This window comes from Bradyrhizobium sp., from assembly GCF_019242285.1.
Taxonomy (GTDB): domain Bacteria; phylum Pseudomonadota; class Alphaproteobacteria; order Rhizobiales; family Xanthobacteraceae; genus Bradyrhizobium.
Genome location: NZ_JAFAVV010000139.1, coordinates 1 through 22,000 on the forward strand (window position 1 = coordinate 1; position 22,000 = coordinate 22,000).

General features: G+C 59.5%; 19 protein-coding genes and 1 pseudogene. 8 read left to right on the plus strand and 12 right to left on the minus strand.

The features are described 5' to 3' along the window. The 3 genes from JOY90_RS04805 to JOY90_RS04810 form a co-directional block, all read right to left on the minus strand. Positions 1-345: adenylyl-sulfate kinase (locus JOY90_RS04805; RefSeq protein WP_291690008.1), on the minus strand; the 345-nt coding region annotated here is incomplete at its 3' end. A 256-nt stretch (positions 346-601) separates the two neighbouring features. Continuing rightward, positions 602-1,018 carry a response regulator gene (locus JOY90_RS40050; RefSeq protein ID WP_367276879.1) on the minus strand — a complete coding sequence of 139 codons (417 nt, stop codon included), beginning with the start codon at positions 1,016-1,018 and terminating at the stop codon, positions 602-604. A gap of 59 nt (positions 1,019-1,077) precedes the next feature. Next, the gene (locus tag JOY90_RS04810; RefSeq protein WP_291690009.1) at positions 1,078-4,962 is read right to left on the minus strand and encodes an ATP-binding protein; all 3,885 of its coding nucleotides are present in this window, start codon (positions 4,960-4,962) and stop codon (positions 1,078-1,080) included. Between the two features lie 906 nt (positions 4,963-5,868). Between JOY90_RS04810 and JOY90_RS04815 the strand changes: the two genes are divergently transcribed. Together JOY90_RS04815 and JOY90_RS04820 are read left to right on the plus strand one after the other, a co-directional pair. Next, positions 5,869-8,028 (plus strand): PAS domain S-box protein, encoded by a 2,160-nt coding sequence (locus tag JOY90_RS04815; protein WP_291690010.1) that lies wholly within the window; start codon positions 5,869-5,871, stop codon positions 8,026-8,028. A 245-nt stretch (positions 8,029-8,273) separates the two neighbouring features. Further along, a complete protein-coding gene (locus tag JOY90_RS04820) occupies positions 8,274-10,685 on the plus strand; it encodes a membrane-bound PQQ-dependent dehydrogenase, glucose/quinate/shikimate family (RefSeq protein WP_291690011.1) in 2,412 nt (803 codons plus the stop codon). Positions 10,686-10,882: 197 nt separating this feature from the next. Here JOY90_RS04820 and JOY90_RS04825 read toward each other — a convergent pair whose 3' ends face one another. Then, positions 10,883-12,790 carry an HWE histidine kinase domain-containing protein gene (locus JOY90_RS04825; protein WP_291690012.1) on the minus strand — a complete coding sequence of 636 codons (1,908 nt, stop codon included), beginning with the start codon at positions 12,788-12,790 and terminating at the stop codon, positions 10,883-10,885. A gap of 52 nt (positions 12,791-12,842) precedes the next feature. Between JOY90_RS04825 and JOY90_RS04830 the strand changes: the two are divergent. Beyond that, positions 12,843-13,337: pseudogene (locus JOY90_RS04830) on the plus strand (transposase); the annotation flags it as partial. Between the two features lie 58 nt (positions 13,338-13,395). Here the strand turns inward: JOY90_RS04830 and JOY90_RS40055 are convergent. From JOY90_RS40055 to JOY90_RS04840, 3 genes are all read right to left on the minus strand, one after another. Beyond that, the gene (locus JOY90_RS40055) at positions 13,396-13,629 is read right to left on the minus strand and encodes a helix-turn-helix transcriptional regulator (RefSeq protein WP_367276881.1); all 234 of its coding nucleotides are present in this window, start codon (positions 13,627-13,629) and stop codon (positions 13,396-13,398) included. A 93-nt stretch (positions 13,630-13,722) separates the two neighbouring features. Then, positions 13,723-13,902: a hypothetical protein gene (locus JOY90_RS04835; protein WP_291690013.1), complete on the minus strand. Its 180-nt coding sequence runs from the start codon at positions 13,900-13,902 to the stop codon at positions 13,723-13,725. 195 nt (positions 13,903-14,097) lie between these two features. Then, the gene (locus JOY90_RS04840; RefSeq protein ID WP_291690014.1) at positions 14,098-14,250 is read right to left on the minus strand and encodes a hypothetical protein; all 153 of its coding nucleotides are present in this window, start codon (positions 14,248-14,250) and stop codon (positions 14,098-14,100) included. 107 nt (positions 14,251-14,357) lie between these two features. Between JOY90_RS04840 and JOY90_RS04845 the strand changes: the two genes are divergently transcribed. Next, complete coding sequence (locus JOY90_RS04845) at positions 14,358-14,684, plus strand: hypothetical protein (protein WP_291690015.1); 327 nt, start codon at positions 14,358-14,360, stop codon at positions 14,682-14,684. 571 nt (positions 14,685-15,255) lie between these two features. Here JOY90_RS04845 and JOY90_RS04850 read toward each other — a convergent pair. Then, a complete protein-coding gene (locus tag JOY90_RS04850) occupies positions 15,256-15,435 on the minus strand; it encodes a hypothetical protein (protein ID WP_291690016.1) in 180 nt (59 codons plus the stop codon). A 424-nt stretch (positions 15,436-15,859) separates the two neighbouring features. On the opposite strand from JOY90_RS04850, the gene JOY90_RS04855 reads away from it, so the two are divergent. Beyond that, a complete protein-coding gene (locus JOY90_RS04855) occupies positions 15,860-16,117 on the plus strand; it encodes a hypothetical protein (protein WP_291690017.1) in 258 nt (85 codons plus the stop codon). 151 nt (positions 16,118-16,268) lie between these two features. Here JOY90_RS04855 and JOY90_RS04860 read toward each other — a convergent pair whose 3' ends face one another. After that, positions 16,269-16,475, minus strand: a complete 207-nt coding sequence (locus tag JOY90_RS04860; RefSeq protein ID WP_291690018.1) for a hypothetical protein — start codon at positions 16,473-16,475, stop codon at positions 16,269-16,271. Between the two features lie 671 nt (positions 16,476-17,146). Here JOY90_RS04860 and JOY90_RS04865 point away from each other — a divergent pair. Further along, a complete protein-coding gene (locus JOY90_RS04865; protein WP_291690019.1) occupies positions 17,147-17,332 on the plus strand; it encodes a hypothetical protein in 186 nt (61 codons plus the stop codon). 324 nt (positions 17,333-17,656) lie between these two features. On the opposite strand, the gene JOY90_RS40060 is transcribed toward JOY90_RS04865, so the two are convergent. Further along, positions 17,657-18,220 carry a TIR domain-containing protein gene (locus JOY90_RS40060; protein ID WP_367276880.1) on the minus strand — a complete coding sequence of 188 codons (564 nt, stop codon included), beginning with the start codon at positions 18,218-18,220 and terminating at the stop codon, positions 17,657-17,659. A 214-nt stretch (positions 18,221-18,434) separates the two neighbouring features. Continuing rightward, complete coding sequence (locus JOY90_RS04870; RefSeq protein WP_291690020.1) at positions 18,435-19,232, minus strand: GDSL-type esterase/lipase family protein; 798 nt, start codon at positions 19,230-19,232, stop codon at positions 18,435-18,437. Positions 19,233-19,676: 444 nt separating this feature from the next. Here JOY90_RS04870 and JOY90_RS04875 point away from each other — a divergent pair, with 444 nt between their 5' ends. Together JOY90_RS04875 and JOY90_RS04880 are read left to right on the plus strand one after the other, a co-directional pair. Next, positions 19,677-20,048, plus strand: a complete 372-nt coding sequence (locus JOY90_RS04875) for a dienelactone hydrolase family protein (RefSeq protein ID WP_291690021.1) — start codon at positions 19,677-19,679, stop codon at positions 20,046-20,048. 4 nt (positions 20,049-20,052) lie between these two features. Beyond that, positions 20,053-20,460 (plus strand): dienelactone hydrolase family protein, encoded by a 408-nt coding sequence (locus tag JOY90_RS04880; protein WP_291690022.1) that lies wholly within the window; start codon positions 20,053-20,055, stop codon positions 20,458-20,460. A 395-nt stretch (positions 20,461-20,855) separates the two neighbouring features. Here the strand turns inward: JOY90_RS04880 and JOY90_RS04885 are convergent, their stop codons facing one another. Beyond that, positions 20,856-21,806, minus strand: a complete 951-nt coding sequence (locus tag JOY90_RS04885) for a LysR family transcriptional regulator (protein ID WP_291690023.1) — start codon at positions 21,804-21,806, stop codon at positions 20,856-20,858. Between the last annotated feature and the right edge of the window lie 194 nt (positions 21,807-22,000).

Consider the following 22,000-nt stretch of genomic DNA (forward strand, 5'->3'; position numbering starts at 1 on the left):
CTCGAACATGGAAACCGTTGCGCATACTGCATCAGTTCCTTGCCGGTTGAGTTCTAGGCACCATCGTCCATAGATGCCTGCGAGCTGCTCTCGTTCTTCGCGGCTATACCCGAAGCGGTCCCCGAGGATGTTGCGCATGCGATCACCGTCGATCAAAATGGCGGGTAATCCCTCGGATCTCAGCTTGGTCCAGAGCAGACGCGCGATGGTGGTTTTCCCGGCGCCCGGGAGCCCGGTGATCCAATAGGTCGCGCCAAGCGGCCCGGCGGCAGTCCTGCTGTCTTGGTGATCATGGCAAGCCGGGTCGCTTGTATCGTCAGATTGTTTTGCTGGATCGCTAGCCATGGCCGTGTCCCATGATGTGCGAACGGCAGCCACGCTATTGATCGAAGTCGATATATCAAAGAATATATTCCGGTATAGGATAGAATATATCAGCTGATGTTTTGCGTGACCTGAAACGAAGTCCGTTTCCGCTTCCCCGCGCATCGGCCAGCCGAATTCGCGAACGAATGTCCTGGTGGTCCTCCCACGTCGCTATTCCGTCAAGCAACGTTCGAGGCAAAAGGATGACCTGCTGTTCGGCAAGACTACTTAGATGTCAGATTGTTGAGCTACCTTGCTCCTGCGCGGTCGGCCCTCCTGGGGACCGAACTGTCAGTGCAGCCCTCAGGGCATTCTCGAGATCTGAGCTTCGAAACGGCTTCTGGACAACCGGAGCGTGTCGCAACGACGCGGATAAACCAGCCGAGCCATAGCCGGTTACGAATACGAAGGGGATATCTCGCTCCAGCAAAGCGGCCGCGATTGGGAACGTTTGATACCCATTCAAATTGACATCGAGGAGGACTACGTCGCACGACAACGTACTTGCGCTGCACATGGCATCCTCGTACTTGGAACAGAACGCAACCGGCTCACATCCTATTTCGGCCAAAGTATCTTCGATGAGCATCGTGACTAGCGATTCGTCCTCGACGACCAAGACGCGTTTCCCGGCCAGAGCAACTTCGGACATGGTACCAAAACTCCACTACGGCTCTGATCGTTTGGCCGCGCTACTATTGCAGCACGCCGCTAGGGATTACTGAACCTGCTTGGCGCCCCTGCCTGAATTCCGGCGATTGGTGCCACAACCATGCAAACGAGGCCGGACCGGACGAAATCCAGTTTTATCTGGCCGTCTAGATCCTGTGCGAGCCCCCTTTCGATCAATCGTGAGCCAAAACCGCGCCGTTTGGGAGGCTCCACCGGCGGCCCGTCGCTTTCCGTCCATTTAAGCGTGAACTTTTGCGGGTCCGAAATGGCAATATCCCAACGGATCAGGATTCGCCCGTTGGCACCCGATAAAGCGCCATACTTCACCGCATTGGTGCCAAGCTCGTGCATTGCCATGGAGAACGCCAAGGCTGCCTTTGGGAGAAGCCGCACACTCGGTCCGGCTAACCTGATCCGTCCGCCGTCGCCGCTGGGCTTGTGTGCCGAAAGTGCGCCTCCGATGACGTCATGGATGTCCGCGCCTTCCCAATGTTGACGGGTCAGGACATCGTGGGTCGCGGCCAATGCCAGCAGGCGGGCTTCCAGGGCGCGACGTCCTTCGGCCGTCGTCGAGGCGTTGCGCAAGGTTTGACCCGCTATGGATTGGACGGTTGCGAGTGTATTCTTGACCCGGTGATTGAGCTCGTCGATCAGCAGCTTCAGCCGCTCCCGTGTCTCGACCTGGTTCGATATGTCGCGGAAATAACAGACGATGCCGAACGCACCATCCGGCAACTTGATTCGGTCGATACGCCACTCATAGTACTCGGTGGTCTTTCGATCCAGTCGTTGCTCGATCCGCTCCGGCGTTTCATATGATTCGCCGGTCATCAAGGTATGACGGAATCGCCGCACGATTTCGTCGGCGTAATTCTTCGGCCAAAGGACATTCATGACCTCTTCGAGGTCCTTGCCGATCAAGTCGGGGATATCACCGAAAACTGGCCTAGCGAGCGGATTGACGTCTCTGATGCGAAGCTCGGCGTCCACCAGATAGACTCCGAGAGGTGCACGGTCGAGGAGGGTCTCGAATTGCTGCGCGCGGTGCCTCACCTGCTCATCGGACTGCCATCTCTCGATGAAATCGGCCGCCATTCGCGCCAGGAGGTCCAGATGGCGTAGATCCCGATCAGAAGGACGATGTCGGCCGGGGAAATGGTTATTCAAAAGTCCAAGCAAGCGTCCATCCAGCCCGACAAGTGGCGTGGATTGGATCGCCCGGATGCCATCCCCCAGAATGACCGCGAGATCTTCCGTGTCCCTGAGTTCAGGTACTACTGCGATATCTTCCCAAATCATGCGCTCGATCTTCTGTGCAGCGACATCGCAAACGGCTGCGGAGCCTTGATGCAGGAATTGATCTAGGAAGCGCTGGCCAAAACCTTGGTGGACGATGATACGCAAGACTCCCGTCATTGAATCATAAAGTTGAATGTTGCCCTTGGCCGTACCCGTCAGGTCCGCTGCCGCCGACAGAATTTCCGATAGCCTGGTCTTCAAGTCCTCGCGGTTGATGAGGTTCGTTCTGACCTGTTGGATGCGGCGCAAAGCGGATAGATCATCCTCCAGCTGCTTGTTGAGCGCCTCTATCTGCTTGTCATAGGCCTTGCGAGTGTCCTGTAGATCTAGCCGTGCTTTGACGCGCGCCAAAAGCTCTCGGCCCGAGAACGGCTTGACGAGATAATCGTCGGCACCGGCCTCGATGCCTTCCACCCGGCTCTCCTCTCCAGCGCGCGCCGAAAGCAAAATGATCGGAATATCGCAGAGCGTGTCGTCAGCTCGCATTGCCTTCAACAGACCGAAGCCATCAAGACGCGGCATCATCACGTCGGCCACGACCAGGTCAAAATGTCCTCTCTTCAGCGCAGCTAGCGCGGCTTCACCGTCACCAACCGCCTCCACGGCGAAGTGGGAGGCAAGCAAACCGCTGATATAATCGCGCATGTCCGCATTATCGTCGACTACGAGCACTCTGCTGCGCTCAATTGTGGGCGCGTCACCGCCAAAATCAAGTCCGCTCGTTGATCGGGCGCGGAGTGATGCAACTCGCGTTGCTCCACCCAATGCGTCCTGCACGTAAGCTCGCGGGCTGACCCCTCCGAGCGATCGGCCGGCGTCTGCCTCGATCTGATCGCTCGACAGCTCTCCTTTGCTGAAGGGAATGCGCAGCGTGAATCTCGATCCCTTGCCGACTGCGCTTTCGACCCGCACCTCGCCGCCGTGAAGCTTCACGAGCTCATTGACGAGTGATAAACCGATGCCAGTGCCTTCGTAGTTCCGGCTCTTTTGCCCTTCGATGCGGTGAAACCGGTCGAACAAACGCGGAATCTTGTCGATAGGAATGCCAACTCCGCTGTCACGTACCGAAAGTTCGGCGCATCCGTCCACCGCGCGCAAGCTCACGGCAACCTCGCCCTCGAAGGTGAACTTGAATGCATTGGAAAGCAGGTTGAGAACGATCTTTTCCCACATCTCGCGATCGACACGGGCGTTCGCGGGCAGAGGAGGGCAATCGACGGCTAACGACAGGCCAGCCTGTTCGCAAGCTGACCGGAAATTGCTGGCCAAATCGACTGTCAACCTGGCAAGATCGAGCGACTCGAACCGGGGGTTTGCTCGCCCGGCTTCGATACGAGAAAAATCCAGCAGAGAATTGACGAGCTTCAGAAGACGCATCGCGTTACGGTGAGCAACTTCGAGCTCTTCTCTTTGGTTTTCCTTTTCATCTCCGCCGGAAAGTGCGGCTTCCAACGGGCCGAGTATCAATGTCAGCGGCGTTCGAAACTCATGGCTGATGTTCGTGAAGAATAGAGTCTTGGCCTTGTCGATCTCGGCCAACGCCTCCGAACGTTTTCGTTCCTCCTCGTAAGCGCGCGCAGCTGCCACGGAGTTGGCAATCTGGGCCGCGGCCAGATCAAGGAACGTCCGATACTGCTCGTCCGACTGCAGGCGCGCGCTCGTGCCTGCAATCATGATCCCCGCAGGATCGTGCGACACGCTGGATTTTATTGGAATCATCACCGCGGCCGGGGGCGGGTCCGACCACGGGCCCGGCGGAACGTTTCTGAACCGGTCAGTAAGCCGGTCCACCGTGATGACAGCCCTTCCCGAAGTGACTTCTGATGCTGGCCAATCGCTCGCAGATCGACCCTGAAGATCCAGGACCATCGGCGCGATCGGCGCTCCCGGTTCGACACCCACTGCGGCACACAACCGCGCAGTACGCTGAGAGTCATCGAGCAGATAGACCAGGGCGAATGGAACATCCATCGGGTACTTGGCGAGCGCTCCGACTGTGGCACGACATGCCTCTTCTGCAGTTTTGGCTTCGCCGCTACGAGCGCCGATGTCGCGCAACGCGGAAATTCGCCTTTCTCCGACTATCTTCTCCGTTATTTCATGCACCGTGGCGAGCACGCCGCCGATGCCCCGCGGTGCGCGATCGTCGGGGACCGGGCTATAGGCGATCGTAAAGTGGGTCTCTTCGAAGAAGCCGTGGCGATTGATCTCCAAGAGGATGTCTTCCATCCACGTTGCGGGCCCCCCTCGGTAAGGGGCGTCTATCAGAGGTTCGAGGACGTTCTTTATTTCTGGCCACACCTCCTTGAAGGGGCGGCCCAGGGCTCCGGGATGTTTGTCGCCCAGGATGGGACGATACGCATCGTTGTATATCGAAATGTACTCTGGTCCCCACCACAGCAACAGCGGAAATCGGTTCGCGAGGAGAAAGTCGACCATCATCCGCAGTGCCGGAGACCAGGCCTCGGATCGACCCAGCGGCGTCTCGGACCAATCCATCGAGTTGATGAGGCCCCTCATGTCCGCGCTTTCACTGGCGTTCGGCATTGGACCGCCGGTGTGTTCTGCAGGGTCCTGAGGCACGACCGGCGGTGGACGAAGATCGGCTTCGGTAACGAGTCCCATGACAACTCCAAGGCTCAAAGCTAACACTCGCCTGCTATTTGACGCGGCTCAGCAAGTCTGGATCGTCTAGTAATTATCACGTGCACCCTCTGCCGGGTAGTTTGCTATTCGAAATCCGCTGCAGGAGCCGCAGCGCTTCTTTCCAGCCAAAACCCGGACTAACGCAGATAGAGGCTTGAGGTTCCAGAACGCCGGCTTTGTCGGCGCTGTATTCTCATTTGCCTCCCGGGAGTAGCCGGCAAAGAAATGGCAATGCCTACTTCCACGGCGGCGGCCGAGATAGGGGCAATAGGCGGCAAAAATAAAGGACGAGTTCAAAGAAAAGCCGGACGAGGACGGGGATAGTTGGTCTCCAATGGAGAGGCCCTGCTCGACAACTTCTCGATATGATCTTAGGTCATGCGCATCCTGTGGTCTCTCAACCCCTGCGAACGAAGCCTCCTTGAAAGGTAAAATGTGCGACTTGCGCGCCGGATCAGGCCGACACGTTCCGTCCGGCAAGGACGCAAGCGCGAGCCCTCCGACATCGGCCGGGCGTTTTCGTCAGGGTCGATCCGGCGCTGGAGAGTTCTGCTCGGCAGCCGTGCCTTCACTTTGCGCGACCTGCCCGCCGCCAGCCCGTGAACGCGGGCCATCCTAGTGGCAAGCGCCAATCGCACCTGCGGCCTTAACAAGGGCATAGGGTGTTGCACAAGGTCGTATGCCAAAAAAAGGAATCTCTATTCCCTTGCCGGAACTTTTCCAGCAAAATTGGACGTGTTGGCAAATCTGTAAAAAAGCGCCGCCGGCTTGGCCTGAGCAGAACTACTTCCGGCTGAGTGCAGGGGCCGAACCAAATATCGATCGAAGTGTGCGCTAACCGGAGCGCCGAACAAAGTAAACCAAGTCTGTGGGTCGGGGTGGAGCATGGTGGAGAGGGACGAAGGGACATCCAAATCCAAACGTCCAAAAGCCTCGACCTTCAGATCAGATGCTGATCCGTTTGTCGCCGCCGTTCGTGCTACCCGCATGCCGATGGTCATCACGGACCCCAACCGGCACGACAATCCCATCATTTTCGCGAACGACGCGTTCTGCAGCCTTACCGGATACGAAGAGGACGAATTGCTAGGACGGAATTGCCGGGTTCTCCAAGGTCCGGAAACCGATCCTGACCATGTCAGTCAAATCCGCGAAGCGATCGAATCTTTGCGCCCCATCGAGATTGATATTTGCAACTATCGAAAGGACGGCTCGAAATTCTGGAATCGAATATTGCTGTCGCCGGTCAACGATGCGGATGGAAACGTCGCCTACTTCTTCGGCCAACTCGACGTGACGTTTGGGCAGGATAGGCTGGCGGCGCTGGAGGGCGAAAATGCCATCCTGGCCGCTGAACGAAGAGCCAATCAGGCGCGGTTGGAATTCAGTGAGGAATCGCTGCGCCTGGCAACGGAGGCTGCCGAAATCGGGACCTGGGACTTAGATCTTACGACCGATGTTCTCACGTGGTCGGAACGAACCAAAGGCATGTTCGGCATTTCGCCGAATGTAGTTTGTAGTATGGCGGATTTTTACGCCGGGCTGCATCCGAATGACGTCGAAAAAACGAGCAAGGCGTTTGCGTCGGCGCTCAACCCCGAACAGCACGCCGTTTACGATGTCGAATATCGGACCATCGGAAAAGAGGATGGCGTCATCAGGTGGGTCGCCGCGAAGGGCAAGGGGGTTTTCGACGCTTCCGGACGATGCATCCGGGCGCTGGGGACGGCTATTGACATCACGGAGCGCAAGATAACGGAAGCTCGCTTGCTCAAAAGCGAAGCCACCCTTCGCGAATGGGCCGAGACCTTGGAGGCGCGGGTCGCTGAACGAACCAAAGAGCTCGAGGAAGCCCAAGAGGTCCTACGCCAATCGCAGAAGATGGAAGCCGTCGGCCAGCTTACAGGCGGTCTCGCGCATGACTTCAATAATCTGCTTGCTGTGATCGGTGGAAGTTTGGAGCTTTTAGACCGTCGGCTAAAGCAACGCAGAACCGATGAGTTGGAACGCTTTGTCACAGCCGCTCAAAGCGCGACAAAACGAGCCTCTGCCCTAACTCACCGTTTGCTCGCATTCTCGCGTCGGCAGACCCTCGATCCTAAACCGACATTGGTAAACAAGCTCATTGGAGGATTGGATGAGCTTATCCGTAGGACCGTCGGTCCTTCGATCGCTGTCGAGGTCGCATTCGAAGCCGGTCTCTGGTTAACGCTTGTCGATCCGCCTCAGCTCGAGAATGCTCTCCTCAATCTTTGTATCAACGCGCGTGACGCCATGCCGGATGGCGGACGCTTGACGATAGAAACAGGTAATCGCTGGCTCGACGAACGCGCGGCCCGCGAGAGAGACATACCAAGCGGCCAATATATCTCACTCTGCGTAAGCGACACCGGGACGGGCATGTCGCCCGACATAGTTGCCCGCGCGTTTGAGCCGTTTTTCACAACAAAGCCTACCGGTCAAGGCACGGGGCTTGGACTTTCGATGATCTATGGTTTTGCTCGCCAGTCCGGCGGCCAAGTTCGCATCTACTCGGAGCTGGGTAAGGGCACGGCGGTCTGCCTTTATCTTCCGCGCTACCAAGGAGAAGATATCGAGGAAAAGTCCCGTCTCGACTCGGCGACACCGCATGCTAAGGGGGGAGCGACGGTCCTTGTCGTCGATGACGAAGCGGCCATCAGGATGCTCGTCATAGAGATGCTGACAGAGCTTGACTACATTGTTTTGGAAGCGGTCGATGGACCGTCGGCGATGAAGATCCTGCAGTCGGACCGAGCGATCGACCTTCTCGTCACGGATGTCGGCTTGCCAAATGGGATGAATGGCCGACAAATCGCCGATGCTGCTCGCGGCGTTCGTCCAGGCCTGAAGGTGCTTTTTATGACAGGGTACGCAGAGAACGCGGCAGTTAGTCCTGGGTATCTCGAACCGGACATGGCAGTTATCACAAAGCCTTTCGACGTTGATAGTTTTGCGCAACGAGTCACCGCAATCATCGGTCAGAATAAGATTGATTCTGCTAGGCAACTCGCCGGCTCCGGATGAACTCCATTGGGCCCTCAGGGGACTTCAGAGCCGGCGAACCTTGCTGGCCGCGTGAAGAGAATAGCTCTGAATCTGCCTGCCTTTGCGCTACTCGCCTGTCGGAATTTGTACTTCTCTCGTTCGCGCATCCGCTCCTTTATGTCAAATGACGGGCAACAAATCTGCTCCTGCGTGGTTTCACACTCGGCGGCGCGTCTAAAGCCGGATGTAGCCGCGTGTCCGCACCCCGCCAGGAGGAGTTCATGATGCAGAGCCGCAGCCGCAGAACTCTGATCGCCGTTACAGGCGGGGTGGTCGCATTGCTCGGCGTCGGGATCGGCGGGTTAGGGGCCTGGCTTCTGGTTTTGGGCGGAACATCGTATTATCTCGCCGCCGGGCTGGCTTTGACGATAAGCGGAGTTCTGATCGCGTCCGGTCGCATCCTGGGAGCCGTGCTCTACGCCCTGATCCTCGTTGCCACCCTAGCATGGGCCATCTACGAAGCAGGCCTCGATGGATGGGCGCTCATTCCGCGGCTGATCGCGCCCGCGGTACTCGGCGGATGGATCCTCAGTCCCTTCGTAGCCGGACGCCTGCATTCTGGACCTCGCCCAAATCGGAACGTTTGGTGGGCCGGAACGGCAGCCTGCGCACTGCTCATCGCGTTCGTGGTCATGGCGGGCTATCGCGTCACGGCCGAGCGTTTCGTGCAAAACGCCGTGCCCGCTGCATGGACCACGGCGCCAACTGGGATCTCTGATCCATCGGTGACGGACGCCGACTGGAGCTTCTACGGGCGCACGCCCGCCGGGGATCGCTCCTCCCCTCTCGGCCAGATCACGCCGGAAAATGTCGGAAGACTTGCGCAAGCCTGGTCGTTCTCGACTGGCGACCTTCCGCGCCCGGGGGAGAATTCAAGAGGACGTGAGTTCAGCTTCGAAGCGACCCCGATCAAGGTCGGCGATTCCCTGTACTTCTGCACGCCGCACCGCGAGGTGGTGGCGCTCGATGCGACCACGGGCATGTTGCGCTGGCGCTATGACCCGGCAGGCGACATGTCTCACAACATCTATCAGGCCTGCCGCGGCGTGTCCTATTTCGAAACTGACCGGGGCAATTCCTGCCAGCACCGGATCGTCGCGACGGCGTCCGACCTGCCCAGGCTCTTCGAACTCGATGCCGAGAGCGGAAAGCTCTGCCCAGGCTTTGGCAAGGACGGAATGGTCGATCTTCGTGAGCACATGGGACCGGTGCCACCCGGATTTCATTTCATCACGTCTCCGCCGCTGGTCATGAACGGCCGGATCATGCTGAGCGGATGGGTCTATGACAATCAAACTGAAGGTGAGCCCTCGGGCGTCATCAGGGCGTTCGACGCGATGACCGGCCAACTGGTCTGGTCATGGGATCTCGGCCGCGACCCGTCGACGAAGCCTCTCACCGCGGATGAAATATACACACGCGGCACGCCGAACGGCTGGGGCGTCTATACCGCCGATCCCAAGCTCAACCTCGTCTTCGTGCCGCTTGGCAACCCGACGCCGGACTACTACGGCGCCGAGCGGCGGCCCGTCGACGAGAAATACTCCAGTTCGCTGGTCGCCCTTGACATCAACACTGGCGAGGAGCGTTGGCATTTCCAGACGGTGCATCACGACCTCTGGGATTTCGATCTTCCCGCGGGACCATCGCTGGTCGACCTGCCGGGACCCGACGGCGGCACGATCCCCGCGCTGGTGCAGACCACCAAGCAGGGACAGATTTTCCTGCTGGACCGCCGCGACGGCCATCCCCTCGCCGACGTCGAGGAGCGGCCGGTGCCCAAAGGCGATATCCCCGGCGAACGCTACTCGCCGACACAGCCATTCTCCGTGGGAATGCCGGCGCTCAATGCGCCGAAGCTGAAAGAGACCGATCTCTGGGGCGCCACGCCGGTCGATCAGTTGCTTTGCCGGATTGCCCACCGACGCATGCGGGATAACGGCCTGTTTACGCCGCCGGCGCTCACGCCCACACTCGGCTGGCCGGCCTTCGACGGAGTTTCAGACTGGTACGGGGCCACGATCGATCCCGAGCGAAAGCTCATGATCATCAACACCACCTTCATGCCGTTCAAGCTTCAGATGATCCCGTACCGCAAGGCGCTCGACGAGGGACTTTTCAAGGCCTGGAGCGGCTGGGAGCAGCCCTACCCGGAGCCGGACTTTCGCAACAACCCGCAACATGGCACGCCTTTCTCGATTGTGGTCGAGCCGTGGTTGAACGCGCTCGGGATCCCCTGCACCCGTCCCCCTTGGGGGCAATTACAAGCGATCGATCTCATCACCAGGAAGGTAATCTGGCAACGACCGATTGGCACCACACGCGACATGGGGCCCTATGGCCTGCGTTCGCCGATCGGTCTGCCGACCGGCGTGTTCAGCATGGGCGGCAGCATCGTGACGCGCAGCGGACTGCTGTTTATGGGCGCGACATCGGACCAGTATTTTCGCGCCTTCGACGAACGCACCGGCAAGACGGTGTGGGAATTTCACCTGCCCGCAGGCGGCAACGCGACGCCGCTCACCTACATGGGACGTGACGGTCGCCAATACGTCGTGATTGCGGCGGGCGGGCATGGAGGCATTCGCTCCCGCAACGGCGATGCGGTCGTAGCCTTCGCGCTGCCAAACAGATGACGAACGCGTCTGATGTCCCGGCGTTGATGCCTCGATTGGGTGCCTACGGTCCTCTGAACAAAGCCGGACCCTCTCAACCGCAGACCCTTTCCGATCGGCCGCAATAGTCAAGCACCTCCTCGGTCCGCTCCGTGCTCCTCGACCTCGACGGAACGCTATCGATCGCCTGCGCTTGAGGGGCGCCGCGCCGCCGCCGATTAGGAGGACAGTCCACTCGACGAGTCTTCAACAGGCTCGCGCCTCACGATGTTGAGGAGGGGAACGTCAATCGAGCAGATCACGCCTTCTGGCGCGAAGGATAATCCGATTTTGCCATCGAGGTCCTCTGCCAATATTTGTTCGACCAACTTGGTGCCAAATCCTTTTCGTTTCGGCTTTTCGACCTCGGGGCCTCCGCGCTCTTGCCAACGAAGTTTTATGCGCAGAGGGCCGCTTCCGTTGGCGACGATCCAATTAAGGCTGACCCGCCCTTCAGGTTTGGACAACGCGCCATATTTGACGGCATTTGTGCATAGTTCGTGGAGGCCCATCGCAAACGCGATCGCCGCTTTTGGTGGCAAACGCACTTCAGGACCATTTAGGTCAAAGCGTTCGCCCCCACAATGCGGCGCCACCGCTTTTTCAATTATGTCTCGGAGGCTCGCACTCTCCCATTGTTCTTGGGTTAGGACGTCGTGAGCAGACGCAAGTGCGATGAGGCGGTCCTCAAAAGCTTTCGTCGCCTGCGCGTGAGAGCCAGCCGACTTAAATGATTGGTTCGCAATAGCCTGCACAACGGCCAGCGTGTTTTTGACTCGATGATTCAGTTCGTCGATGAGAATCGCTTTGTGCTCTTCGTCACGCTTGCGGTCGGTAATGTCGCGTGAATAGACCGCGATCCCGCCGTCATCGGTCGGATAAGCCTTGTCGAGAAACCACATTTTGAGCGGCTCGTAAAAGAGTTCGTACTCCACGGGTGCCCGCGCCGCCATCGCCCGATGCAAATGCTTGTTCGCCTCGCTGTCCGCCGCCGTTGGGAGGTATTGCCAGACGGATTTGCCTATCAGCTGCTCGCGCGCTACCCCGACCCGGCGGGCGAAGTGATCATTGACGAACACGAATTTCCAATCGGCGTTAACGACCAGAAATGAGTCCGTGATGCTGCCGAGTAAACCGGCTACGCGGAGCTGGCTCTCGCGAAGCGCATCCTCTAGCGGTATTCCCCAGACTTTGGAGTCACGCACTGAAGCCAACGCGGCCAGTACAAGGTAGACGCCCCCGAGACATGAGGCCGCGATCCCGGCCCATTTCAATGGGCTCCAAAGCGACGTTTGAATCAAGAACGCAAAATATGCGGCGCTCGTGGAAAACAGGCCCAAGCCATACCAGTACGCAAATTGCGAGGACTTCCATTGGAGCGAAGTCAGAGACGCGGTAATCACAAACAAGGCGATAGATGATCCTAACACGATTTGCCGGAGCGGCGTGCCGCCGCTTCCGGGCACAAAGAACTCAGGGAGAAGGCCGCGGACGCTCGCCAAAGCTATCAGACTGATGGCACCCGCAGTACCCAAATAAGCAGCACTCAGCCATTCACCTCTCGCGCGTACGGTTTTTGCGCTCAACAAGAGTACGGCGCCGCTGAAGTGAAGTGCTGCGGATAGAGCAAAGATCAGATTTCCGATGGCCACGTCCTGGTCCGGATAACCGCCGCTGACAGCGTTGGCGACGAATCCGGAAAAGCCCAACGCGCAGACCGCGCAGCCCAGCAGGAGTACTCCCAGCGCTCCCCGAAACATGAAACTGCGAGCGGTTAAATAGCCGATGTATACGCTCGCAAGCGTAGAGAAGATGAAGTTTAGGACAATTTCCAACGAATTGGATTCAAAGTCGAACTGAGGGTTCTCAACCCGCAGGGCAGCAATGATCAGAACCAGCGCCGGCACTGGCAGCCAGGCAAAGCCGAGCCAGCGATTGTCCACATGCGAGGGACAAACAGACTGGATTTCCAAGTGGTCAGACGGCAAAGACATCACGGCCAAGTCTGTTGAAGAAGCCAAAAATACAACAGAGGTAAACCCTAGGACAATACTGATGCGCCCGCAGGTCTTAGTTTCTTTGAGCAATCTGAACTCCGTCCGGCCCACCGTTAATCTGTAACACTCGGACCGGCTTTCCTCCGTTCAGGTCGGCGGTTGTGCCGCGCTGCTGCGACCGCCGTACGATCTGATCCATCCGCACGTGCTCGCCAGCGAGCACGCGCATGGCGACGAGACGCCGGTGCCGGTGCTCGCCAAGGGGCATACCGCGACCGAACGGCTCTGGGTCTATGTGCGCGAGGATCGTCCGTTCGGCGGTCGCGATGCGCCCTCGGCAGCATTCTTCTACTCGCGCGACCGCGCCGGCAAGCACGCCGAGCGTCATCTGCACGGGTATGGTGGCATCTTGCAGGCGGACTGCTATGCCGGCTTCAACCGGCTCTACGAGGCGGACCGCAAGGGAGGGCCGATCGCCGAGGCTGCTTGCTGGGCGCATGCGCGGCGCAAGTTCTTCGTGCTCGCTGACGTCACCGCCAAGGCGCGCGGCAAACTCGCCGACTTCGCGCCGATGGCGTTCGAGGCGGTGAAGCGCATCGACGCGATCTTCGACGTCGAACGCCAGATCAACGGTCGGGTGCCGCTCATCGAGGCACCGCCGGTTGCTCCGACGCCTCCGATTTCGCCCTGTTGCGTTAAGCCCAACCCCCGGGGTCTCCGGCCCCCTCGTCGATGTCGGAGCGGCACCAGGCGATGCGCTGGGGTGAAATCTTCACGCGCCGCGGAAACAGGTCGCGTTTTTCCATGCGCATTCGCGTGCGATCGCAGATGCCGGTGAGCGCATCGAGCTGTTCGGGAAACAGGAGAAGCGGTTCTGTCATGAATGCTGATTCCTCGAAGGCCCGAGAGGCTGGGCAAGGGCAAATCATGCAGAACGTGGATATTTGACTGCCAAAGTCGGGTGGCGTCGTCAATTGGAAATATTTTCTGAGAAAAGACCCGCCGGCGTGACCGGCTCGCCCTCATTCGTCGCAGAGAAATCGTTCAGATCGGCTGCACTGCGCACATCTGAATGTGACGATATCCGGCTTGCCCTCGCGCGCCTCGTGCGAGAACAGCTTCATAATCTGCCCACAACCAAGACAGGCCGGATCCTCGCCGGTGTCGAGTGGGTAGAGTAACAATTCCTGATCGTGAGCCATCGGTCGGGCCTCCATTTGACCCGATAACGCTTTGATGGGCTACATTGTTGCTGGAGACCCGTAAGCGACGGGCGGGCTTCCGTGGCGTCAACATGCCGGCACCTGCTCCAGCGCGTCGAGGCGCCCTTGCAGCCGCGCGATTTCGTCCGACTGTTCGGATAGCGCCAGGTGGATCGCCTGCGGCAACGCTCCAGGTCACCGGGCCGCGCCGGATGCATTCCCGGATAATCTTCTCTCGAGGTAGCTCCATCCGTCGTCCGTTTCGAGCATCGCGCGGGAATCGTGTCCGGTGGCGATCATCACCTCGACACACTCGCGTTCGTCAGAACCGTAGGTGCTGCCCGGCATAGGGGGACTCCTTGCTGAGGTTAGAGCCGGGCCGGCGTTCCAGCACTTGCCCGGCTTGTCATTTTGATATATGCGGAAATGTCCGAAAGCCATTGGACATATGCGAAATGGTCGGCCGGCCTGAAACCCACCCTATCAAAAAAGTCGTGGGCTTTACCGAAGAGATGATCGAGGCGGTAGAAAGCTGGCGCGCGAAGCAGCGGCCTGTGCCGAATTTGTCGGACGCGATCCGCCGGCTGGTCCAGATCGGCCTCGGGAACGCGCCTCCAACAAGGCCTAGAGCAAGTTCCCCAGCGAATGCCGCTCGGGCTGCTGAGCTCGCGGCCAAAGTGATTGACCGCGCTATCACGCCTGGAACGCCCGCAGAGGAGCGCAAAGTTCGCAAGCAGAAGATCCTTGAGGGACCAGGCGTTCTTCGTCGTGACAAGCCTTGAGGCGGTAGTCCCCAATGCCGCCGCTCAAACCGCCTCGCCCGAACGAATTTCGAACGGCGATCGCTATATCGATCGGCATCGCGGCGGTCGCGCTGTTGTTCGCGTTGACGGCATCGTTCCTGTTCGGCGGGTGACCTGCTCAGGCCCACGCGCCTGCCGTGCGCGTCGTAACCACCACTGACGGAGCACAGCCATTGCTTATCGCCGCGGCTCCAATTCCTTCGACGCCAGCCAGCCCGCAACGCGCGCTTCATCCTCCGCGGGAAATGGCTCGTGTGTTTTGCGACCTAAAAGCTGTCAGGGAGCGGAGTTCTCAGAAGCTCGAGACAGCGCTCGATTGCGGCGTTGAGCGTTTTGAGCTCCGCGTCCTGATTCGCACGGAATATTTGGAAAAGATGCCGCATAGCGCGCGCTCCCCTGGCCGTGCAGGCAGGAGCACGATCGGTCTCTCAGCCACCGACGCCTAGCCGAGCGCGGTCACCTCAGGCGATCGAGCGAGAATGCGACAGCCGAGGTTTGTAAGGACGCAGCGGTACACGCGCTGAAAGTAAAGGGCGGAGGAGATCACGCCTCATACCGGTTTGCCGTCGTCAGCCATGGTGCGCTCGATCTCACGAGCGAGCACCTTGAAGTGCTCGGCGAGCCTCGTAAAGGTCTCGCGCTCCTTCGCATCCGTTGACAAGTTCCGGGCTAGTTCACATTTCGCAGCCTGCACCCGGAGACTTTCGAGGTGCATCTGCATGTCCTTCATTGTACTGCCTCCAACGCAAACGGAACGATGGAGCATAGCCAGTCATATGGAACTCGTCAGTTCTCCAGTGCACACAACGCCATGTCTCAGGCGTGCATCGGCTATGACTGGTCCGGGTGCAGCGCCTTCTTGTCCATCTCACTTTTCTGAATCAGCAACTCGATGCTCTCCAAGGTGGCCTGGTCGGAAACCTGGGTGGCGAGTCTGCGGTAGTGGCCAATTCTGTCGTCTAACTCTTTACACTTCTCACACATCGCCTACTCCGATTAGGCGCATTCTTACGTGCAACAACACGATCGTGGCCCTAAGTTTCCCGGGAGACGTTTTCGAGCTCCTGGCGATGGATCGACGCAGACCGTAACGACGCACGGCGTCGCGCTTGATATCCTTGGGGCCTTCGCATCTTTAGGCTGCGTCGCTTGGAATGTCCGACGGGTTCGTGTATTCGATTGCCGCGCTCTCGGGAGGTCGGGGCGAGCTAGGCAGCTTCGGCTCGGGCATGCAACGGGACCCGGTGCCGGGGCTGCTGATGCGGGGCTGGGTGTGGGGTGTGGTCCGCCGTCTTGTGATCGTGGCGCTTTTGCTGGTCCTGCTCGCGGCTGAGAGCGGGTGGTTTTGGCTGCTGGGGCGCTGGATCCCCTGGACGCTGTGGGCGCTAGCTCGCGCCGCTTTCGGACTTTGAAGACGCAGCGGCCGCATGTGTAGGGCGGCCCCCGTGGGGTAGCGGGGACCGCCCCGATCGCCGGATGCACCCAAGGTGGAGGGTGCACCATACCAACGCCGCGCATCCCAGCGGGGGTGCTTCCCGGTCCCTTGAATCCGCATCGACGCGTTTATTTTGGCGGCTGCAAGCCGGGCGAGGCAATCCACTTGTCGAGGTCGTCAGCGACCTTCGCCTGCCGGGCCTTCCTCACCATCTCGTCCCGCTCCGGGCCAGGCGGGAGCTGGTTGGCCTGATCCTGGACGTACTCAGCAAACGTGGCGAGCCGGGCGTTCAAAGGCGTGCGCCTGGACCGCTTCCGCTTCCGCGTCTCGGCCATGGCCGGACACTCCTCCATCCTCATGCTGACAGGAACTTTGCGCCCGGCAACGGGCTTACGCCAGCGCAAAGATTCTTGTCCCAGTGCGGAACAATCGACGCGTATGCTCAATCCCTGCCCAGTCGCCGCTTCAGGTTCGCGATTCTGCCAGACGGACGTCCTGCAGCTTCCGCCCGCCTGCGAACCAGCGGTCAAGCCGGTTTATGACGACGAGCCCGACGCGCCCTTTCCGGGTTGAGCGCGCCGGGCCGGGATGAGATGGCCCGGGCTGGGGGCATGGGGATGCAAGGCCAACCTCAATCCCCACCCAGCCTATGCAATTGTCGCGCCAGCACGAAAAAGGCCGGGCGCCGGTCCGGACCTCGGATCCAAATCTCGGGAGGTGGCCGGGCGCATCACGGCGGGCGCGCCGTCCGGTTCCAACGAGCGGGCGCGCGATCAGCGCCGCCAAGCGTCACGCGCCCGCGGCCAGAATCGGGGCTGCCGGAGGCACAGGGGAAAGGCACTATTTTTTCAGGCGCACGTCGATGCGCCCGGCCCCTCAGTCTTCCAGCGCGCGAGGCTCATCCCCATCTCGGAGGCAGTCGCGCTTTCCTTGGAGGCGTTCCATGTCATCTGGCGCAAGATATTGGTTCCGGGCTAAGCAGTACGGATGGGGTTGGGGATTTCCGATGACCTGGGAGGGGTGGCTGGCCTTCTCGATCTTCCTGGGTCTGGTGGTGGCCGGATCTTTTATAGTGCCGCCGCGGCATTCGCTGGCCGGCTACGTGGCCTATGTCGCGTTGGTCGCCGTTCTCTTTGCGGCCGTGTGCTGGTGGAAGGGTGAACCAGCCCGCTGGCGGTGGGGCGGCGATTAGTCGGAGGTCGGTGGCGGCGCGCGCGCGAGGCCGCCGAATTGGAGGTGGTCGACTCCTCACCGACCTGCGCGCTGTGCTGCAAGGTCGATCCACCTTCCGATGTTCTCGTGGCCATTGTCCGCCATGGAGTCGTACTCGTTGGCGCAGTCTGACAGCGGCGTGACGAAGCCGACCTTTGGATCGATTACCCATCTAGGCAGGTCGACCGCAGAACGGTAATCTTCTTAGCGATACCAACCAGGCTTTCCATCCCCCGAAATTATCCGAGACAATCCGGTGCTCGAACAGGGTTAGCGGACGGGCTCGCGAATGCTCGCCTGCACCTTACCGATCGCCATGAAGCGGAGCGAGTTCTGTCCCCGCACGTGCTTCGTGGCATGGTGCCTGATGCCGTTGAGGTGGGACCGTCAAGTGTCCGCGGCCGTCAATGATCGCCCTTGCGATCTCGTAGCGTACCCACCGACGTTCCCAGGTCCCAGATCCCGCGAGCACGCAGGCGGCTGATGTATTGCAGACACCCTCTCGAATGAGCCGCCTCAGCGCTTCGTCGCCCTCAAACTTCCTGCTCTCCCGCAGGCCGCTGTCGTAGAAGCTCCGCACAAGGGCATTGTCCGGGTGCGTGATCTTCCAGGCATTGCGGACCACGTTGACGCGCATGACATCGTCGTAGTGGAAGAGAAGAATGCCTTTCGCTTTACGGCTGGCGCTACCGGTGGTCGGGTGGCGTGTAGGGTGCTGGCGCCGGTGAACGCGAAGAAAGCGCGCCGAAGGTCGGCGACAACGCGCCGAGCCCCAGCGGCGCCGCCAAGAGCTCAGACAGCGCACCCCCGTAGGGATTGACTGGCGATGGTGATGTCGAGGGCCCGAGCAAATCAAGCACTGCGCCACTGGTCAGGGCGTTCGAAGAGCCAAATAGACGGAGGCGGCGGCGCCATACGGCGAGCAAAAATCAGAAAGCGCATTCGGCTTCGCGTCAGGGACGGCGTCGAGAAATCGCAGGAGCCCAAAATACTTTGGATCGTCGTTACCTGCCAGCGGTGCGTAGAAACTGACGATCGACCAGCTCGTGGCGGAGCGGGTGAGCGACTCGGCCGGCGCATTCTTAGACGAGTCCCTCGGAGCGAAGCGACGAGATGGCCTGCACACCCTCGGCGTTCTGCTGTCCCGTCACATTCGCGACAATAGCTTTTGCGATCGCTTGTCCAATCAAACGTTGGCCGATCAACGATAAATGAAAGCCATCATGTTGTAGGATCTGACGCTTGGCTTTGGACCTCAGTGCATGCATACAATCGACGAAAATAATGCCTTGAGCCTTCGCCAAGTCCTGCAGAGCCTTGGCATAGCCGATCGCGTTCCTCGCGGTGTATCGTGATCCGTAGAGGAATGGCGAGAGGACTACCGGCATTGCGCCAGCTGCTCTGCAATCTTTGGCCATGCGCTCCATCGCCGCAAGATGTAGCGGCAAAGGCGTAATTGGCTCGGCACGTCGCAGATGCCCAATGAGGGTAGCCACCTCCCATCGCAATAGACTCAATGTCGAAGCTGGCCGCCCTTGATATCCCAAATCCTCGTTCGGGGCAGGGCGACTGTGGGCGCGATCCGGAGCGGTGCGGTTTCCTCTTCGGAGAGCGCACTGCGCGTCCAACGACGAAAACTGAAGGATGACGTAGTGCGGGTTGAAACCACTTAACACCTTGCGCTTGAGATATTTCTCTGCGCGTGGAGCTGGAAAGCCGCCAAGCGAGATGACTGTCGAGCGAACGGGTCGCGAAAGTTCTTTCTCGACAGCCGCGCGGGCTACATCGCACATGCCGCCACTGTCATGCGGATAGCCACGAATCATGCAGGCCCCGAAACCCGCAATTCTCAGCTCTGAATGACTCGGTCCGGCAGCCACGGTCGAAAATCCTCGCCGTCACTTCAAGACTGAAACGGCGGTCGTCGCTTGTGCCGCCAGCCCTTTCTCGGTTCATGCTACGACAGCCTGCTTACGGCAGCCTTACAAGACGCGAGCGGAAGCGCTTAACCTTGAACGCTTAGGTTAATTCGAGGCTGAGCTTGAGGGCACTACGGCACCGACTTAAGCCGCTCCTGCCTGAGGCAGAGTTGGCCGACAACGGATGAAATTGCGGCCACGATTTCAATTGTCTTGGGCTGGGCCGCCGGCTCTAAACCCACCAAATCCCCAACCCGGCGGCCCATCCTCGTTCTCCCATATCATTTTCCGAATACCGCGGTCCACCCATTCTCCGACACTTCTTTTCTGATTGAGAAGTTCAATCTCGATCCGGGTCCGACGACTTCGATATTGTATGCCTTCTTAGCGCAAGGGACGGGCCGGTTGCCGGTCGTCATTCTTCAGCACGCTTCGAGTGGCTATGATGCGCGAATCGATGTTTGGTCAAGGGATTTGAATGAGCTTGGCATATCGACGTTGGCGCTCGATGGCTTTACCGCTCGCGGCCTGATTGACTTAAATCCGAACCAAGCGTTGCTGGGCCGACTCAATTTGATACTGGACATCTATCGTTCGCTTGAGGTTCTGGCCAAACATCCGCGGGTCGATCCGGCTCGGATTGGCTTGATGGGTTTCTCGCGCGGAGGCCAAGCCACTCTCTACGCGACTCTCAGGCGGTTCCACCAACTGTGGAACAAGTCAGGCACTGAAATCGGCGCCTATGTACCATTTTACCCTGACTGCATTTTACCCTGACTGCATGACGACCTTCCGGTCCGACACGGAAGTTGTTGACAGGCCGATCCGCATTTTTGGGGGCGCGTCCGACGACTATAATCCCATCGCCGCCTGCAAGCCCTACGCAGCGCGCCTACAAGCTGCGGGCAAAGACGTCGTATTGACAGAGTATCCAAACGCTCCTCACAGCTTCGACAATCCGCTTGGCGCTCAGCCCGCAAAGGTGCAGCCGACATTCGAAAGCGTTCGAAATTGCAGAATCCAAGAAGAGGACGAGGGCTTGCTCATAAACGCAGAGACGAAACAGCCATTCACCTACAAGGACGCTTGCATCGTCCACGGCCCACATACCGGCTACGATCCGGAAGCTGCGCAAGCTGCAAAGGAGTCGGTTAACACTTTCTTCAAATCAGTGTTCAAACTCAATTGATGTACCGGAGTACGCAAGCCGCGCAATATCCAGGTTGGGTCCCATTCGCGTCGATATTGTCATGCCCGCTCTCGCGTCGGCCATATCGCGTAGGCTGGGAGCAAACTGACGTGCGGCTATCGGCGGCTTGATACGGTGTGTGCGTGTCGATCGGCAACGATATCGGACAAAATCGTGAACTGGCGCGCCACGGCCGATGAAGATGGGCACTATTGCTTCGCCGTGGCACTATGATGCCGCGGACGGCTGAGCGCTCCAACCCTATAATCTGCGATGACCTGCGCCTCTTGCGCTACCTCTATGGTATCCCGTGTTCGCGGTTCTGCAGCATTGCCCGGTGGTCCTTCGATAGCAGTCCTCCGAACAATTTCGCATCTACGACCAGACGCGAGCTCTTACCGGCGACGGGCAGAAGTCCTCACTTTTGATGAAGCTGCCGTTCCGCGCGCAAACACCGGCACGGCCTCGTCGAGGAACGTGTGCACCATTCGAATTCGAGCTGAAGCGCGGCTCCAGAGAAGTCCGGTGCGCCTGGCAAATGCATTTTTTGGGACGGCGATTTTTGTGACCGCTAGGCCCTTCAGCCACATCGGGCCGGAGTCGTGCATGAGTGTTACGCCCAGGCCGCGGTCGACGAGGACCGCGAGGAGATCGATTCCAGTCAGCTCGAACCGCTCGTGCGGTTGAATACCCGCTCCTCTCAAATAGCCATCGATCAGGCGCCCCGCCCAACTGGTCCGCTCAATCCGAAGGAACGGCTCCGTCTTCAACAGATGGTGCGGATCTCGATTGGACGTCCGAGCGGGCGCAAGGACGATCAGGGGCTCCTCCCGCAGCAAACGCCAGTCGCAAGTTTTGGGGATTGCAAATGGCGGCTCCGCCATGATCGCCGCGTCGAGATCGCCATCGAGAATCCGGTGATAGAGGATTGCGGACGTCGCGCGAATGAGGCGCAGCTCGACCTCGGGATACTTTTCCGTCCACACGCTCATAAGGTCGGGCAGGATCTCGGACACGGCCGATGTCAACGCGCCCAATCGAAATTCTCCAGATGGCTTGCGGTTGGTCGCCACCAATCTGAGATCGCGTGCATCGGCGAGAAAGCCGCGCGCGCGATCAAGGATTGCCACGCCCGCCTCGGTCGAACGAACAACCCTGCCGGAGCGCGCCACGAGGCGAGCACCAATTTGATGTTCGAGCGCGCGTATTCGTTTGGCGACGGCGGCCGGCGTCAATTCGAGCCGCCGCGCTGCTTCGGCGATCGAACCGTTGTCGACCACTGCAATGAAGCTCTCGAGAAACCGCGTATCCATAAGATACCAAAGGTATCTTGTGAACCAACTCATGTCGACATTTTTTCTGGAATGGAGCTGCTGCATAAAGCCGGGCACAGGCGGAGGCGGCATGAGAACTCAGCCAGTCATCGCAGTCGCGGCAGCCCGATCAGGCGCATGCGGCTCGCCATCTGTTTCGTCGCTTTGGTCATGGCGAGCACGTCAGCCGCGGCTGGCCAATGGCCGAACCGTCCCCTCACGATGGT